Consider the following 15,355-nt stretch of genomic DNA (forward strand, 5'->3'; position numbering starts at 1 on the left):
CCTATAGGTCGTGTGCACGAAGCGGGCACACAATTTAGCTATAAGGACAGAAAGTCCTTAAACTGTTGAAGAACACGTTCTGCAGTGTCTTTATCTTGCATCTCTGCAAAAATTCGTAGCAATGGTTCAGTACCTGAGAAACGAGCGATGATCCAACCGCCATTTTTGAAGTACACTTTTGCCCCATCTTCGTAGCTGACTTTTTCGATTTCAAATTCAAATTCAGGTAACTGTTTCTCAACATAAATCTTGTTGAACAGTACTTCTTTTTGCGCCGGTTTGAACTTGCAATCGCCTTCTGCCATGTAGGCATACCCGTACTTACCGTAGATTTCATCCAGCAACTCAGACAGCTTCTTGCCAGTTACTGAAATCATTTCTACCAATAGGCTTGATGCGAATACGCCGTCTTTACCTTTGATGTGACCGCGAATAGTTAGACCGCCAGAGCTTTCACCACCAATCAATGAATCGTCAGCTTCCATTTGAGAGCTGATGTGCTTAAAGCCCACTGGAACCTCAAAGCACTTCTCGCCGTGATCTTCTGCGACTTTATCCAACAGGTGAGTGGTTGCGATGTTACGTACCACGGAACCTGTCCAGCCTTTGTATTCAAGTAGGTAGTAGTAAAGTAGCAGTAACACTTCATTTGGATGAATGAAGTGACCTTTCTCGTCGATAATACCAAGGCGGTCTGCGTCGCCATCGGTACCAATACCAATGTCATAGCCTTCTTGTTCTACAAGGTGCATCAAGCGGTAAAGGGTTGCTGCACTTGGTGATGGCATTAAGCCGCCGAAGTCTGGGTTCTTGCCATCGTTGATCACGTCGACTTCACAGCGACCGTTGATCAATACGGTCTGTAGCGCGTTTTTCGCAACACCAAACATTGGGTCAATCAACACACGTAGATTCGCCTTCTTGATCGCCTCGATGTCGATAAAGTCGATGATCGAGTCAACAAACTCGTTCATAGGGTTGATGATTTGAATCAGCTTGTCTTCAACTGCTTGTTCGAAATCGACGCTTCTCACGTCATTCACTGTTAGGGTTGAGATTTGTGATTCGATCTTTTGGGTGATGATTTCATCTGCGTCACGACCGCCTTCGATGAAGACTTTGATGCCGTTGTAATCGGCTGGGTTGTGCGATGCGGTAATACATGCAGAGTAAGCACAGCCCATTTCCTTCGCTTTGAACATCACGATAGGTGTAGGGACAAACTTGTCGATAAAGCTAACCACAATACCGTTTGCTGCCAATACTTCAGCAAACCAACGACCTGCTTTATCAGAAAGAAAACGACGGTCATAGCCAATCACAAAGCCGCGATCAGCAGCGGATTCGTTGTTGGTAATGTTTGCTACTGCTTGAGCCACCAAACGTACATTATCTTTGGTGAACTCCTCACCAATAAATGCACGCCAGCCGCCTGTACCAAATTTGATCATGATTCGATCCTCGATAAGAGCGGCATCCCACCGCTTCTTAAATCTTTGCTAGCGAACCGATGCACTCATCAAACTCAAGTGCATCGGATAAATCAAAAGGGGAGAAGCTCTCCCCTAAAAGACGATTAACCTAGAGTAACGATAACTTCGTTTACTGAACCTTCCGCTTGAACTGGTACAGATGAACCATTTACTGCTTCACCGTTCACGGTAATCGACTTAACGCCTTTGCTTACTGAGTCTGGGTTAACCACTTTGATGTTGTACGTTGCACCTAGCCATTGACGAGTCACTTCGAAACCAGGCCAGTTAGTTGGGATACATGGATCGATAGTCAGACCATCAAAGCCTGTACGCACACCAAGGATAAAGTTGGTAACAGCGAAGTAAGCCCAGCCAGATGTACCTGTTAACCACGGGTGGTTTGCACGACCGTGGTCTTGGTGGTCACGACCCATAATGAACTGCACGTATGAGTATGGTTCTGCAATACGTTTTTCGATGATATCGTTTTGGTTGTATGGGTTTAGTGCATCGTAGAATTTCATTGCACGGTCACCACGACCCAATTTTGCTTCTGCTACCCAAGCCCATGGGTTTGGATGTGAGAAGATAGCGCCGTTCTCTTTTACGCCTTGGTAAACGCGAGTTACGAAACCGATGTCATCGTTTGGTGTTGCGAATGATGGTGAGTTTAGGTGCAGGCCGTATTCAGAGAACAGGTTCTCATCGACTGCGTCCATCGCTTTCTCACCGCGCTCTTGAGATACCGCACCAGAAAGCACCGCTAGCGTGTTTGACTCTAGGTGCACTCGGCCTTCTGCTTGTTGCGCTGTACCGATCTTGTCGCCATTCTTCGTCAGACCACGGATGTACCAGCCGCCTTCGTCGTCCCAAAGGTGTGTTTCACACGCTTCACGAACGTTTGCTGCCATTTCCGTGTACTTCTCAACGTCGGCTTCTTTGCCTAGGTATTTCGCTAGGTCGATGAACTCTTGCAGTGCCCAGAAGTGTAGGAACGACACCATTGAAGATTCACCACCACCAAGATTTAGACAGTCGTTCCAGTCTGCGCGTAGACCTTTACAGATACCGGTTTGACCTACGTATTCCGCAGAGAAGTCTAGCGCTGCTTTCATGTGGTCATAAACGCTTGCATCGCCGCCATCTGCGTAAGGGATCACTTCGTCAAAGAAACTGTGCTCACCCGTTTCCATCACGTACTTACAGATGGTTGGAACTAGCCATAGGTGATCATCAGAACATGTGTCTTCGATGCCGTGGATCTTGTCTTCATCAGAAGGTGTTGGAACTACTGTTGGAGATTTCGATGGTTTAACGTCAGCTTTCTCTGGATCGAACCAATCTGGATCGAATAGGTGTAGACCGTAACCCGCTTTCACTTGGCCGCGCAGTAGGTCAACGATACGTTTGCGCGTCATTGTTGGGTTAGCGTGAGGAACTGAGATTGCATCTTGCGCTGTATCGCGGTAACCAAGACCAGTACGACCACCCACCTCGATGAACGAAGCAAAACGAGACCACACCACACAAGTTTCTGCTTGGTATAGTGTCCAAGCGTTGATCATGGTGTCTAGACCTTCGTTTGGCGATTTCACTTGGAACTTGCCACAACGCTCATCCCAGTGTGCTTTGATACCCGCAAACGCATTATCTACTTCTGCAAGGTCTTGGTACTTAGCACGTAGACGGTCACCATTGCCTTTACCGATACCTAGAATGTAAGCAAAACGCACTTCCTCACCTGGTTGAATAGTGAATTGCTTATGCAGAGAACCACAGTGGTTGTAACAAGTCTGTGCAGTGTTGAAACACTTACCTTGTTCTACCGCTAACGGGTTTGCTTCGTCACGGTATAGACCTAGGAAGCTGTCACGTTGGCCGTCGTATGAATCTGGGTCAAACGTTGAAGCTAGGTAGTAGAAACCTTCGAAATCGTTCGTGTTGTAGTACAGGTCGTACTCAATCACGCCTTCGTTGTATGACGTACCCGCAGAATACAGAGACATCTGATGGTTCTGGTTATCAGACTGAATGTGGCTGAATGAGAACTCAACAAATGAGAATGCGCTGATCGTACGTGGCTTATCTGAAGTGTTTTTAATTACTACATCCCAGATTTCAGCGTCTTCGCCTTTTGGCACGAACAGTGTTTTCGTTGCGGTAATACCGCTGTATTCACATTTGAACTTAGAGTAAGACAAGCCATGGCGGACTTCGTAGCTTGCTTCGTCTAGACTTTTTGCAACTGGTTGCCAAGAGAGTGACCAGTAATCGCCTGTCTCATCATCACGTAGGTAAACGTAGTGCCCAGGGCGATCGAATGTCGCGTTAGGACGGAATTTAGTAACACGGTTGTATTCTGGAGAGTTGTAGAACGAGTAGCCACCCGCGTTGTGCGAGATAACCGTACAGAACTTCTCAGTACCTAGGTAGTTTGTCCATGGTGCTGGTACGTCAGGGCGAGTGATGACGTATTCGCGATTCTCGTTATCGAAATAGCCGTATTTCATTTGTGTATTTCCTTTTTACTAAGCTGCGTCTGCAGCCAAAAATTTAAAAACTCTTTAAGCGTGATGCGGTTGCATCTGGCTTGTTATTACTTCCACGGTTTACGGTAATTCACTCCCTGCAAATCGAGCAGAGGAAGGTGTCCTTTCAAACGTGATAAATAGTCGGTCCAATTGCGGTGTTGTTTTTCAGTCCAACATGCTTCAGCCATGGCCGTTAGGCGAGGGAAAATCATGTAGTCCATGCGCGATTGGTTGTTGATGATTTCGCACCATAGAGCGGTTTGAATGCCCCAAATGCGTTTTCTGATTGGGTCGTCTTCAGGTACTTCTGCTAACGGCTCGTAGTTGTAGGCTTTCTCTAGTGGCAACGGGTTCGCCCAGTCCACACCTGGCTCTTCTGGTGCGTAATCTTGAGTCATGTCTAAGTAAGTGGTTTGTGCTGGTTGTAGCACCACATCAAAGCCCTGGCGAGCGCAGTTCAGTGCTGCTTCTTCGCTTAACCATGAGTAGATCACGGTGTCTTTGCTGACCTTATTGCCGTGCTGAGCTTCTTCCCAGCCCACCATACGTTTGCCCAACTTGCGCAGCTTGTCTTCGGCGTGGCGTAGGAAGTGGCCTTGCAGCTCTTTGTAATCGGTGTAACCCAATTGCTCCATTAACGCTTGGCATGCAGGGCTCTTTGACCACACGCCATTAGGTACTTCGTCGGCGCCGATATGTACATAAGGAGCTGGGAATAAAGCGGCTACTTCCTCAAGAACTTTGTCGATAAACTCGTAGCTTCCCGGTAGAGCAGGGTTGATGACATTGTCGTTGTAGTGCTGGATACTACGATATTCTGTTGAGTCCTCTTTCTCTACCAAAAGGTGCGGCAGAGATTTGATCGCTGCGCGGCAATGTCCGGGTACATCAATTTCAGGAATAATCGTGATGCTACGTTGCGCTGCAAACTCAATAACGTCTTTGATTTCTTCTTGGGTATAGAAGCCACCATAACGCTCAGATAAATGAGTATATTGAGGTTCAACCGCTTCATTTACACCTCGCCAAGCCCCAATACTGGTTAGTTCTGGTAAGGATTTAATCTCAATTCGCCAACCTTCGTCGTCAGTGAGGTGCCAGTGAAAAGTATTAAACTTGTAGTGTGCCAATAAGTTAATGAGGCGTTTCACTTCCTCTACAGAATGGAAGTGACGAGCACAATCTAGCATCATGCCGCGGTAACGAAAGCGAGGGCTGTCTTTGATTGTGACGCAGACAAAATCGAGAGTGGATGCTTCTCTCCCCGCCTTAACTAGCTGCAATAACGTCGCTGTCGCGTGTATAAAACCGGAAGTGGAACCTGCTTCGATCTTAATCGATTCTTCCGATATCTTTAGCTTGTAGACGCCTTCGTCTAAAGTCGGGTTTCCTTTAAATATTACATTGCCACTGTTTGATTCTTTTACAGAGAACTGATGAATGCGCTGAAGTTCGTCTATGAACCAATTTTGAGCTGGCTGAGCCAAATCGGTATATGTTGCAACACCAGATTGCTCAGTCAGCGTAAAGTAGCCTTCATTGACTTCAATATGATTTGGTTTCGGTAGCAGCGGCTGAGCGTGGGTTAAGCTTGCTGGAATGTCACTGCGCTCACGATAAGGTGAAGCTAAAACGATAGGGGTGACATCGACTTGAGCACGTTGAGGTTGACCATCTACCATAAAGTCGATTATCGCTTCATTAAAACCATCCGAGTAGTAACGGAATGGGTTAGAGCCAATGCTAAATTCACAGTAGTAGTGATGGTTGGCAGCCAGCACCATACCCTCAGGGTTGAGTGTGCAAAAGCTACCAATCTGTGTAAGTTGACCATTTGAAACACTATCTGGAAGTATGTAGCGATCAAATGCGAAGGTCAGACTCCAGTTGTTTAGGTCCTGATCGCTCAAGTTATGAAAGGTGAGTCCGAAACGGCAGTTTTGTTTTTGCTCAGAAAGGACCACTAAATCAACACGATATTCCATGTTCACTCCTACTCAACACTCACCGAGTAAAGGTTATGTTCTGGCTTGCCAGCAAACATAATTGCCCCTTCAATCGCATCAAACTGAGGCTCTACCACCCATTGTTGTACTGGTGGAGATAGCCAGTGCAGAATTCGCTCAGCAATGCTACCCATCAAGCAAATACGAGTTGCGCCGCGCTTATTCAAAGCAACTAAGAACATTTCTATGTCCGCTGCGGTTTGCTTTAGCATTTCAATCGCCAGTGCATCACCTTGTTCTGCATGTTGGAAAATTGCTGGAGAGAACTGGCCGTAATCGCGAGGCAGAGCTTGCTTAGACCATGCCACCACGTTGTCGACGTCATTTTCAAAATGAGCCATGACGTGCGCGGCCAGAGGTGTTTTTTCTCGGATGCCATCTTCTGCTAGCAAGACTTGCTGAATTAGGCGTAGACCCATTACGGCACCGCCGCCTTGATCGGATATTGGGAACTCACGACCGCCAACAACGTGTTGCTCAAGGCCTTTGAGGAAAATGCCGCAAGAACCTGTTCCTGCAATCATGATCGCGCCATCTTCACCATTGTGTGCACCGATACAAGCACCGTATGCGTCAGTATTGAGTGTCATACTGGCAAAAGGATGTTCTAAAGCCATAAAAGATTGCCAAGAGGTTTTATGCTCAGCTCCTGCAAGCGCTAAACCTACGTGCATAGAGGCAAAGTCTTGTTGGGTTAGGCCGCCTTGCTGTGCTGCCGAAGCAATAGATTCAAGAATCGATGCCATTGCGACTTCTGCTCCCAACATAATGTTGGCACTACCACTTTTTGCTTCGCCAATGAAGTTGCCTTGCGCGTCTTTGATACGGGCGCGACATGAAGTGCCACCGCCATCAATACCTACAAAATACATCCCCATGTTTATTGTTCCTTGAATGCTTGAGAGTTCGCTAAAGTTGAGATGTGCTGAGCCTGACTCATTACGGCGAGTAGATACCAAGCACCATGTGGGATCCATTGTTCTCCCCAGCGCCAGTTTTGAAGCATGTCGTCTTTCTGTGCTGGTGGATTAAATGCAATGTCTTCCTCATCTTCAAAGCCGCCAGTAATGCCGTTACATACGCCACCTTTTGCGTTGAAGAAACCGTATTGCGGAAGGTAATCAGGGTTATTGCGGCCGTGACCGTCTAACATGCACATGTCGTACGGGTTTAAGCCAACAATCCAGTTCATAGAGTCTTGTGCCAGTTTTGAAAGCTGCTGCTGTAGAGTTTCTGACTCGATGAAAGGTTGCGCCACGTAAGCCATGGTTGCCAGTGAACCCAGGCGGGCATTTTCACCTTGCCACCAGTAACCGGATTCGTTGTTGTGTGCCACAAAGAACGCATCACGTTTGGCCTCATCCACACCTTTTACGTATTGTCGAGGGTAGCCAAATGGGTTGGTTACTTTGTTGGTGATAGAGACTTCAAATTCACACGCTCTGTTGATGGTTTGTTTTACTGGTGATGCGCGCTCAGAGTCGTCTTCAATTGATAAGTACTCACATAGCGCGATAACAGGAAGCCCGGCTTCTGCCGCATGGAAATAAGGGCGGCTACCATCTTGATTGGCTGACCAGAAGTGTTGAATGTGCTCATCACTCATTTGACGAGCTGAAAGACGGTTGGCCCACAAGCGGCTTTCTTCTAAGTAGCGCGTTTCTTTCGTCGTCTTGAATAGCTCCACTGCGGCAAGCAGCGCGCAGTACTCATCGATGATGTTTTCTTCACCATCATTCAAGTATTGGGTGTTGTGTTCTTTTAGGTGCCAGTAACCGTTTTCTGCAGCATTACGGTATTTTTGTTGGTCGAATTCACCGTGAACATCTAAACGTGCTGCTGCCGCTAGTGCAGCAATGCAGACACCAGCGCCTTGTCGGTAGCCCGCTTGGTAATCATCAAATTTATGACCGAGCTGGGTCTCGTAGGCACAGATCTCGCGTTGCGCTGTGTCTTTACTCCACTTGTCGAACACCGTCATGTAGAAGAAGCCTTTTTCGTTTTGCATACGAACAAGGAAATCAGCGCCGAATAGTGCTTCTTCGAGAAGGCGAGTAGCAGTGAATTTAGCCAGTTTGTCGTTGCCTTCAAGCAGAGACAAACCTTTCAATATATTCCACACCACCATTGGTGTTTGTTGTGGGTTCAGATAGTTCGCGTATGACAAATGGCTCAGATATTTGCTGACGTCACCCGATGCATCATACCAACCGCCGTGAACATCAGCGGTTTCATTTGAATTAAGCAGTGGTGCTTGACGATCTTGTTGATCGAAAATGCCACCACAACGTTGAGATTTAAAGTAGTGGATCACATCAGACAGCGTGCAATCGAGAAGAATATGTTCACCGATCTCAAAGTGAGACGAGCGTAAATGATCGAAACGAAGGTAATAGTGCCCTGGAGTATTAAATGAGGAAAAGTCGATAAGGTAGAAATGACCTTGATGCCAGTTTGCTACTTTGCCTTGCTTCTCTACTGTCAGAGTTGCGACCGTCTGGTGGCTATCTGCGCATACGAGTAAAGCTGTGTAAGAAGACAGACGTGGTCGGCTCGTCTGGATGATCGCTTTCTTAGGGCCCAGGCGCTCGTAACCAATGTGGTTAGTCAGTAGCAGCATTCGATTTCTCCGGGAAACAATAAAATAAAATGGAAAAAGGGGTCAGGTTGATACCTGACCCTCGTTATGATTAATCTTCGAATAAGTAACAACGAACAAAGTGGTTATCGGACAGTTGCGTCACACCAGGCAGTCGCTCACGACATTTTTCTGTTGCATGAACACAGCGTCCTGCAAATGGACAACCTACAGACTCAGGTGTCCAAAGAGGGATCTCACCTTTGTTGCCTTTCAACTTCTCGTGAATTGACTTCGATGGATCGGGTACCGCTGAAACCAACAACTGTGTATATGGGTGTTGCGGATCGTGAATGATTTCCTCGGTATCGCCCCATTCAACCATGTGGCCTACATACATAACTGCGAGATCTTCAGCGATGTAACGCGCTGTTGCGATATCGTGAGTGATGTAAAGCAGAGACATTTGCTTCTCAAACTTCATTTCTTCCATCAGGTTAAGTACACCTGCACGAATTGATACGTCTAGCATTGACGTAGGTTCATCTGCTAGAACCACTTCTGCACCCACTGCGATGTTACGTGCCAAGTTAACACGTTGACGCTGACCACCAGATAGCTGATGAGGGAACTTTTGTGCGGTCTCTTTTGGTGGGATCAGACCAACTTGTTCCAATAGGTCGTATACACGCTCTTCCAGTTCTTTCTTGTTGCCCGGAGCTATCTTTTTGTGGATAAGCAATGGACGAGCGATATGGTGGAAGATGTTGTGTGTTGGGTTTAGCGAGCCAAACGGGTCTTGCCATACCATTTGTACGCCTTCACGGTAGGTCATCAAATCGTGCTTAGACGTGATATCTTGAATATCGCGACCTTTGTACTCGATGATGCCATCGGTCGGGGCGTACATTTTCGCAATCATTTTTGCGGTAGTAGATTTACCTGAACCAGATTCACCTACTACTGACAAACCGCGGCTTTTGTACATTTTGAATGATACGTCGTTGATAGCACGCATCTTAGACTGCTTGATTGAGTTACTGTTTAAAGGGAAGTCCTTAACGACATTTTTACCTTCAATCAGCAGTTCGCCGAGTTGTTTGCTCATAATTCTCTCCAGTGTAATTTTGTTCTTAGCTAGCGTTATTTTTTGTTGTTAAACCTTGGCTTGAGCAATCGGATCGCCGTATAAGTGGCAGTTTGAGAAACGACCAGGTTCAATTTGACGCAGCTGAGTTGGTACTCGAGTACAAGCTTCGTGGACGCGTTCGCAACGAGCTTGGAAGCGGCAGCCTTGAGGAACTTCTAGTAAGTTCAAAGGGTTGCCTGGAATACCAGTCAATTTGGTTTTAGGACCAGTTAATGGAGGGAAAGAGCTACCCAAACCTTTAGTGTAAGGGTGGTAAGGACTTTCCAGAATTTGCTTAGAAGGCGCGACTTCAATCAGTTCACCCGAGTACATGATGCCGATGCGGTCAGAGAACTCGACCATCAATGACAAGTCATGGGTGATGAACAAAATGGAGAAGCCAAACTCTTCTTTAAGTGCATAGATCTTCTGCAGAATCTCACGCTGAACCACTACGTCTAGTGCCGTCGTTGGTTCATCCATGATGATCATTTTTGGATTCAGAGCCAAAGCAATAGCAATAACCAGACGCTGACGCATACCACCAGAGAACTGGTGCGGGTAATCGTTTAGACGGCTAGGGTGGATATCTACGATTTCCAATAAACCTTCAGCGCGAACTTTCGCTTGAGCACGAGTCATATTGGTATGACGCATGATTACATCACAGAACTGCTCTTCCATAGTAAGAACTGGGTTCAAAGCGTTCATTGCGCTTTGAAATACCATCGACATCTCGCTCCAGCGGAAGGCTTGCATGCGGTCATCGCTGTATTTGAGGATATCTTCACCGTTGAAGATAACCTCACCACCTGTGATAAACGCTGGCGGCTTATGAAGGCGCATTAGCGAGAATGCAACGGTTGATTTACCACAGCCTGATTCACCGGCTAGGCCGAATACTTCGCCTGGTGCAATATCAAAGCTGACGTTGTTACAGGCGCGGACATCGCCCGCGTCTGTAATGTAGTCTACGCATAGGTTACGGATAGAAATTAGTGGTGCAGTCATGATTATTTATCTCCGCTCCATAGTGCATTTTGTGGTGCCAATTCTGGCTCACGTTCTTTCTTGTCTTGTGCTGCCAATTTCTTCCAACGCTTCATGCCTTTGTGAGAACGAAGCTGAGGGTTAGCAATTTCATCTACTGCGAAGTTCAGTAGAGCAAGACCTGTAACCAGTAGAGTCAGTGCAATACAAGGAGCTAGTACTTCCCACCATGCGCCGATAAGCATTGCAGACGAAGTCTGTACGTTGTACAGCATGATGCCCCAGCTGATAGTATTTGCATCGCCTAGACCTAGGAACGAGATTACCGCTTCTGTGTTGATTGCTAGCATTACCGAACCGATGAAGCTTGCGCCCACGATAGGGATAAGGTTTGGCAAAATCTCAACGAAGATAATACGGAACGACGATTCACCCAGTACTTCAGCGGCTTTCACAAACTCTTTCTCGCGCAGTGCCATCGTCTGAGAGCGAACGACACGGGCGCCCCAAGCCCAGGAGGTACCAGCGATGATCAAGGCAATGGTGAGCGGGCCTGCCTCCCCAATGAAAGCAGCAAGTACGAACAATAGTGGGTACTGAGGAATTACCAGCATGATGTTCATTGCTGCACTCAAAATGTCATCGACACGACCACCAAAGTAGCCAGCTGAGATACCGATTACCGTTGCTAAGAAACACACAATAATGCCTGCGCCAAAGCCAACACCTAGCGATACTCGAGCACCGTAAGCCACTTGAGACCAAACATCACGACCCATACGAGTTGTACCCATAACATGGTCAGCCTTCTTAGACATGATCAGTGTGCGACGGTCATCAGCAAGGTTTTTCGCGACCCAACCATCAGGGTTATTCTGCGCCTGCTTCACAACAAAGCCCGGGTACTCATGTGGATTACCTGTACGTTTGTCAGGAGCATGCTTGGTAATTAATGGTGCGGCAATTGCCACGAACAGGAACACAGTTACGATACCTAGGCCAATACGTGCGAACGGGTTGCCCAGAATTAGTTTGAATAGATCTTTCATGATTATTTGCCTCCCTTACGTAGGCGAGGATCTAGAATCATGTACAGCATGTCAGCCATTAAGTTGAAGCACAGCATGAACATGGTCATGATGATTAGCTGACCTTGAAGTACTTGGTAGTCACGTGCGTGAATTGCGTTTAGAAGAACGGTACCTAGACCAGGGTAGTTGAAGATCATCTCGATAATTAGCTGACCACCAATCGCCATACCTAGTGACATGGAAAGTGCTGTCACACTTGGTAGAAGAGCGTTACGTGCAGCGTAATTGAATACTACGCGGTTTTCGCTCAGACCCTTACCTTTTGCCATTGTGATGTAATCTTCAGCAAGAAGGTTGATCATGTTGTTACGCATGTTTACCAGGAAGCCACCAATCTGAACAATCGTTGCACAGAATAATGGTAGGATTGCGTGGTAACCAACGTCTTTTAGGAACTCCCAGCTAGTCCAATCTGGAATAGTACCTGGAGTGTAAGCGTAACCTGATGGGAACCATTTCAGACCGATTGAGAAAGTAAATAGCGCTAGCATTGCGATAACCATTTGTGGAATCGCTTGAACAATCAGTGTGCCTGGCGTAACGAAAGCATCATATTTGCTGCCACGTTTCCATGCCGCGAAGATACCTAGTATAGAGGCAATCGAGAACGAAAGTACTACTGCAGTACCAGCAAGAAATAGAGACCAGCCGAATGCACTACCTAGTAGGCTGTTAACTGAAAGCGGGTAAAACTGAATAGAAGTACCTAGCTCCCAGCTTAGAATGTTTTTGATGTATGACAGGTATTGAATGTAAATAGGACCATCAACGAAACCTAGCAACTCTTTCATTGCTGCGATTCTTTCTGGCGTAACCTGTACTGAAGCGTTAGCGAACATCATGGTAACTGGGTCACCAGGCATTGCTCGCGGAATAATGAAGTTTAACGTCGCTGCAACCAAGAGCGCGACAAGATAGAACGACAAACGTCTTAAAAAATAACCCATAACTCACACCTTACTCACCCAGATTTTTTCCCTGTTTCTGGTTTCAGGTCGCTCCTAGCGAAATTTAGAGCGAAAAATCCCCTGACGACGAGCGCCATATGTTGCTTTGGTCACGAGGGGATTTTTTATAGGCGGCACACGGAAGGTGTGCCGCGAGGAATGAACTTCTACTTATTTAACTGGTTTTAGGTCCAGTACGTGAAGTAGACGCTCTGGGATACCAGCCCAAATGTTTGGACGGCCCTTAGGATTTTCTTCGTTCCACCAACCAGTGAAGCGAGTTGTGTTGTATTGGTACATGTAAGCACCAGACATCACAGGGATAGTTACTTGGTCTTGAGCGATGATTTGCTGAATACCGTGAGCAATCTCTAGCTGTTTCTGCTTATCAGCTGTTTTGTAGAAGCTGTTAAGTAGACCATCTAGTTTCTCGTTCTTGTAGAAGTGCATCGCGAAGCGAGGCATACCGTCACCAGATTGCAGTTTAGAGTTGTAGCCGCTATCCCAGTACAAGTGTGGATCTGCACCGTGGAAGTAGTTGGTGTACGCCACGTCGTAAGTACCTTCTAGCATCGCTTGGTTGTACACAGAGAAATCTGGTGTACGAGCACGAGCTTTGATGCCTACTTCAGCTAGTTGTTCAACTGCTAGCTGTACTGTGTTGTTGAAGTCTGTCCAACCGTTTGGAGATTGAATTAGAAGTTCAAAAGACTTGCCTGATGGAGTATCAACGAAACCGTCTTTGTTTACGTCTTTAAAGCCAGCTTTTGATAGAAGCTTCTTAGCACCTTCAACATTGTACGTGTTGTAGCCTTTGTACTTGTTGTGTGTTGCTTCGTCAGACCATGCTTCGAATGCGTAGCCTAGACCAGATGCGAAGTCATTCACTGTACCGCCGCCGTAGAATGCGATATCGATAATAGTTTGACGGTCAAGTGCCATAGAGAATGCACGACGGAAATCAACGTTTGTTAGCGCTTCATTTTTAGCTGCGTCTGGGTTCTTGAAGTTCACAACAAACGCTTGAGTGCCTGAAGGCGGGTACCAGTAGTGGTGGCTAGGGCTTGCTGCAGCGTAAGTACGGTCAATATCAGGAACGAATGAAGACGTCCAGTCCATTTCGCCGTTAACAATCTTACCTAGGAACTGGTCGTTGTTCGCAATTTGAGGAACACGTAGACAGTCTACATCTAGGTTAGCTGCATCCCAGTAGTTCGGGTTTTCACACTGGATGTATAGCTGAGGAGTGAAAGTATCGATCTCTGTGAATGGACCAGTACCTACTGGGTTTTCGTTAGTGAATGTTGATGGATCTTTCACTTTGCTCCATACGTGCTTCGGTACAACTGGTACTTTCGCGATTTCGTAAGGAACGTTTGAGTTCGCTTCACTTAGACGGAACTTCACTTGGTAATCGTTAACTTTTTCAACGCCAGTAACCCAAGAGTTGATACCAGACTGGTCTAGTTCAGGTTTTTCTTTTACTAGGTTGAATGAGTAAACAACATCGTCAGCAGTAAATGCTTTACCGTCAGACCACTTCACGCCTTTACGAATATCGAAAGTTACGCTCATTAGGTCATCGGCCATTTTGAAGTTTTCTGCTAGACGGAATACAGGCGTGTTACCATGCATTTCGTTGAAAACTACCAATGGCTCATAGATGAAGTCTGTTGTTGTGTGCAGGTTAGTTGCACCCAAGAACGGGTTAAAGTTACGAACAAAAGTTGTAAACTCTTTAGGGTGGATAGTCAGCTCACTACGTTCAGCTGCTGTTGCTACTGATGCGAAACCTGTAGTAGCAGTGGCAATAATTGCTGTTGCTAGTGCTGTTTTTTTAATATTGGCAAGCATAGCTGTTCCTTACTATTTGCTTTCATTTCACTAATGGAATTGAATGTCATCAATTGATAAACACTCTCTAAGGCCTACCTCTGTCATTACAACTGAGTTCTAGAGTGGCCTGTAGGCCTTAGGCAGGACTAAGAAAACACCTTATCTACTAAATAATCAAACTCGATTCCCGTTAAAAACGTTAAAACACATCAAATCTCCGTTATAAACGTCATTTCTGATTTAATTTTGCTCTCTGAGCGTATTTTTTGAACATTGATATGCCTCGCAGTTTATATGGGGTTAAATTTGTCATGTTAGTGATTGCTAACCTGTGGTCATTTTTAAATGCAGGGGTTTTTGCCTTTTGATTACATTGGAGATCTGGCTCACAGCGTAAAATGACGTTAATTTATTAGGTGAAATTTAATCTGCCGTTCTGTTGTGATTGACGTCTCAATCTACATCAATTGTTGGTCTTATTAGCCTGATTGGAGTGAAAATGGCTGTTTTTGTAAGCGAAAGAAAGCAGCTGAACATGCTTTTTTTATACGAGAAATGAAGTGTGATTGAGGTGTATTTTGCAAGATAAAAAATGGTAAATCAGTAGAAAATGAAGGTGATAAAAATAGCGTAAGATAGCTCATTGAAAATGAGTTCTGTTATCTTGCTTCCAATGTTTTTGGCTGCACCTGTTGGCACCTACGTTTGGTGCCGACTTGAATAATCTCAAGGTTGTGGCTTGGCCAAGGTACTTTGATTACCTGAGTTGGGG

10 protein-coding genes are annotated in these 15,355 nt (G+C 46.1%); all 10 read right to left on the minus strand.

Annotated elements, in window-relative coordinates; translation table 11 throughout:
• Positions 1-38: 38 nt before the first annotated feature.
• Positions 39-1,451 (minus strand): phosphoglucomutase/phosphomannomutase family protein, encoded by a 1,413-nt coding sequence (locus BSZ04_RS11160; protein WP_088880406.1) that lies wholly within the window; start codon positions 1,449-1,451, stop codon positions 39-41.
• 125 nt (positions 1,452-1,576) lie between these two features.
• Positions 1,577-3,985 carry a glycoside hydrolase family 94 protein gene (locus tag BSZ04_RS11165; RefSeq protein WP_088880407.1) on the minus strand — a complete coding sequence of 803 codons (2,409 nt, stop codon included), beginning with the start codon at positions 3,983-3,985 and terminating at the stop codon, positions 1,577-1,579.
• 86 nt (positions 3,986-4,071) lie between these two features.
• Entirely contained in the window at positions 4,072-5,991 is a 1,920-nt protein-coding gene (locus tag BSZ04_RS11170; RefSeq protein WP_088880408.1) for a beta-N-acetylhexosaminidase, read from the minus strand.
• An 8-nt stretch (positions 5,992-5,999) separates the two neighbouring features.
• On the minus strand, positions 6,000-6,890 hold the full coding sequence (locus BSZ04_RS11175; protein WP_010450122.1) for a glucosamine kinase nucleotide-binding domain-containing protein: 891 nt from the start codon (positions 6,888-6,890) through the stop codon (positions 6,000-6,002).
• 2 nt (positions 6,891-6,892) lie between these two features.
• Positions 6,893-8,632: a glycoside hydrolase family 9 protein gene (locus tag BSZ04_RS11180; RefSeq protein ID WP_088880409.1), complete on the minus strand. Its 1,740-nt coding sequence runs from the start codon at positions 8,630-8,632 to the stop codon at positions 6,893-6,895.
• Positions 8,633-8,702: 70 nt separating this feature from the next.
• Positions 8,703-9,698 carry an ABC transporter ATP-binding protein gene (locus BSZ04_RS11185; protein WP_010450118.1) on the minus strand — a complete coding sequence of 332 codons (996 nt, stop codon included), beginning with the start codon at positions 9,696-9,698 and terminating at the stop codon, positions 8,703-8,705.
• Between the two features lie 48 nt (positions 9,699-9,746).
• Complete coding sequence (locus BSZ04_RS11190; protein WP_010450116.1) at positions 9,747-10,730, minus strand: ABC transporter ATP-binding protein; 984 nt, start codon at positions 10,728-10,730, stop codon at positions 9,747-9,749.
• Positions 10,731-10,732: 2 nt separating this feature from the next.
• Positions 10,733-11,758, minus strand: a complete 1,026-nt coding sequence (locus BSZ04_RS11195) for an ABC transporter permease (RefSeq protein WP_010450114.1) — start codon at positions 11,756-11,758, stop codon at positions 10,733-10,735.
• A 2-nt stretch (positions 11,759-11,760) separates the two neighbouring features.
• Positions 11,761-12,747 (minus strand): ABC transporter permease, encoded by a 987-nt coding sequence (locus BSZ04_RS11200; RefSeq protein WP_010450112.1) that lies wholly within the window; start codon positions 12,745-12,747, stop codon positions 11,761-11,763.
• A gap of 171 nt (positions 12,748-12,918) precedes the next feature.
• Positions 12,919-14,601 carry an ABC transporter substrate-binding protein gene (locus BSZ04_RS11205; RefSeq protein WP_010450110.1) on the minus strand — a complete coding sequence of 561 codons (1,683 nt, stop codon included), beginning with the start codon at positions 14,599-14,601 and terminating at the stop codon, positions 12,919-12,921.
• Positions 14,602-15,355 lie beyond the last annotated feature (754 nt).

Origin of the sequence: Vibrio rotiferianus, assembly GCF_002214395.1 — a bacterium.
GTDB lineage: Bacteria > Pseudomonadota > Gammaproteobacteria > Enterobacterales > Vibrionaceae > Vibrio > Vibrio rotiferianus.

Coding starts and splice junctions, on each gene's coding strand:
- BSZ04_RS11160 (WP_088880406.1), bottom strand. CDS start 1,451: ATGATCAAATTTGGTACAGGCGGCTGGCGTGCATTTATTGGTGAGGAG.
- BSZ04_RS11165 (WP_088880407.1), bottom strand. CDS start 3,985: ATGAAATACGGCTATTTCGATAACGAGAATCGCGAATACGTCATCACT.
- BSZ04_RS11170 (WP_088880408.1), bottom strand. CDS start 5,991: ATGGAATATCGTGTTGATTTAGTGGTCCTTTCTGAGCAAAAACAAAAC.
- BSZ04_RS11175 (WP_010450122.1), bottom strand. CDS start 6,890: ATGGGGATGTATTTTGTAGGTATTGATGGCGGTGGCACTTCATGTCGC.
- BSZ04_RS11180 (WP_088880409.1), bottom strand. CDS start 8,632: ATGCTGCTACTGACTAACCACATTGGTTACGAGCGCCTGGGCCCTAAG.
- BSZ04_RS11185 (WP_010450118.1), bottom strand. CDS start 9,698: ATGAGCAAACAACTCGGCGAACTGCTGATTGAAGGTAAAAATGTCGTT.
- BSZ04_RS11190 (WP_010450116.1), bottom strand. CDS start 10,730: ATGACTGCACCACTAATTTCTATCCGTAACCTATGCGTAGACTACATT.
- BSZ04_RS11195 (WP_010450114.1), bottom strand. CDS start 11,758: ATGAAAGATCTATTCAAACTAATTCTGGGCAACCCGTTCGCACGTATT.
- BSZ04_RS11200 (WP_010450112.1), bottom strand. CDS start 12,747: ATGGGTTATTTTTTAAGACGTTTGTCGTTCTATCTTGTCGCGCTCTTG.
- BSZ04_RS11205 (WP_010450110.1), bottom strand. CDS start 14,601: ATGCTTGCCAATATTAAAAAAACAGCACTAGCAACAGCAATTATTGCC.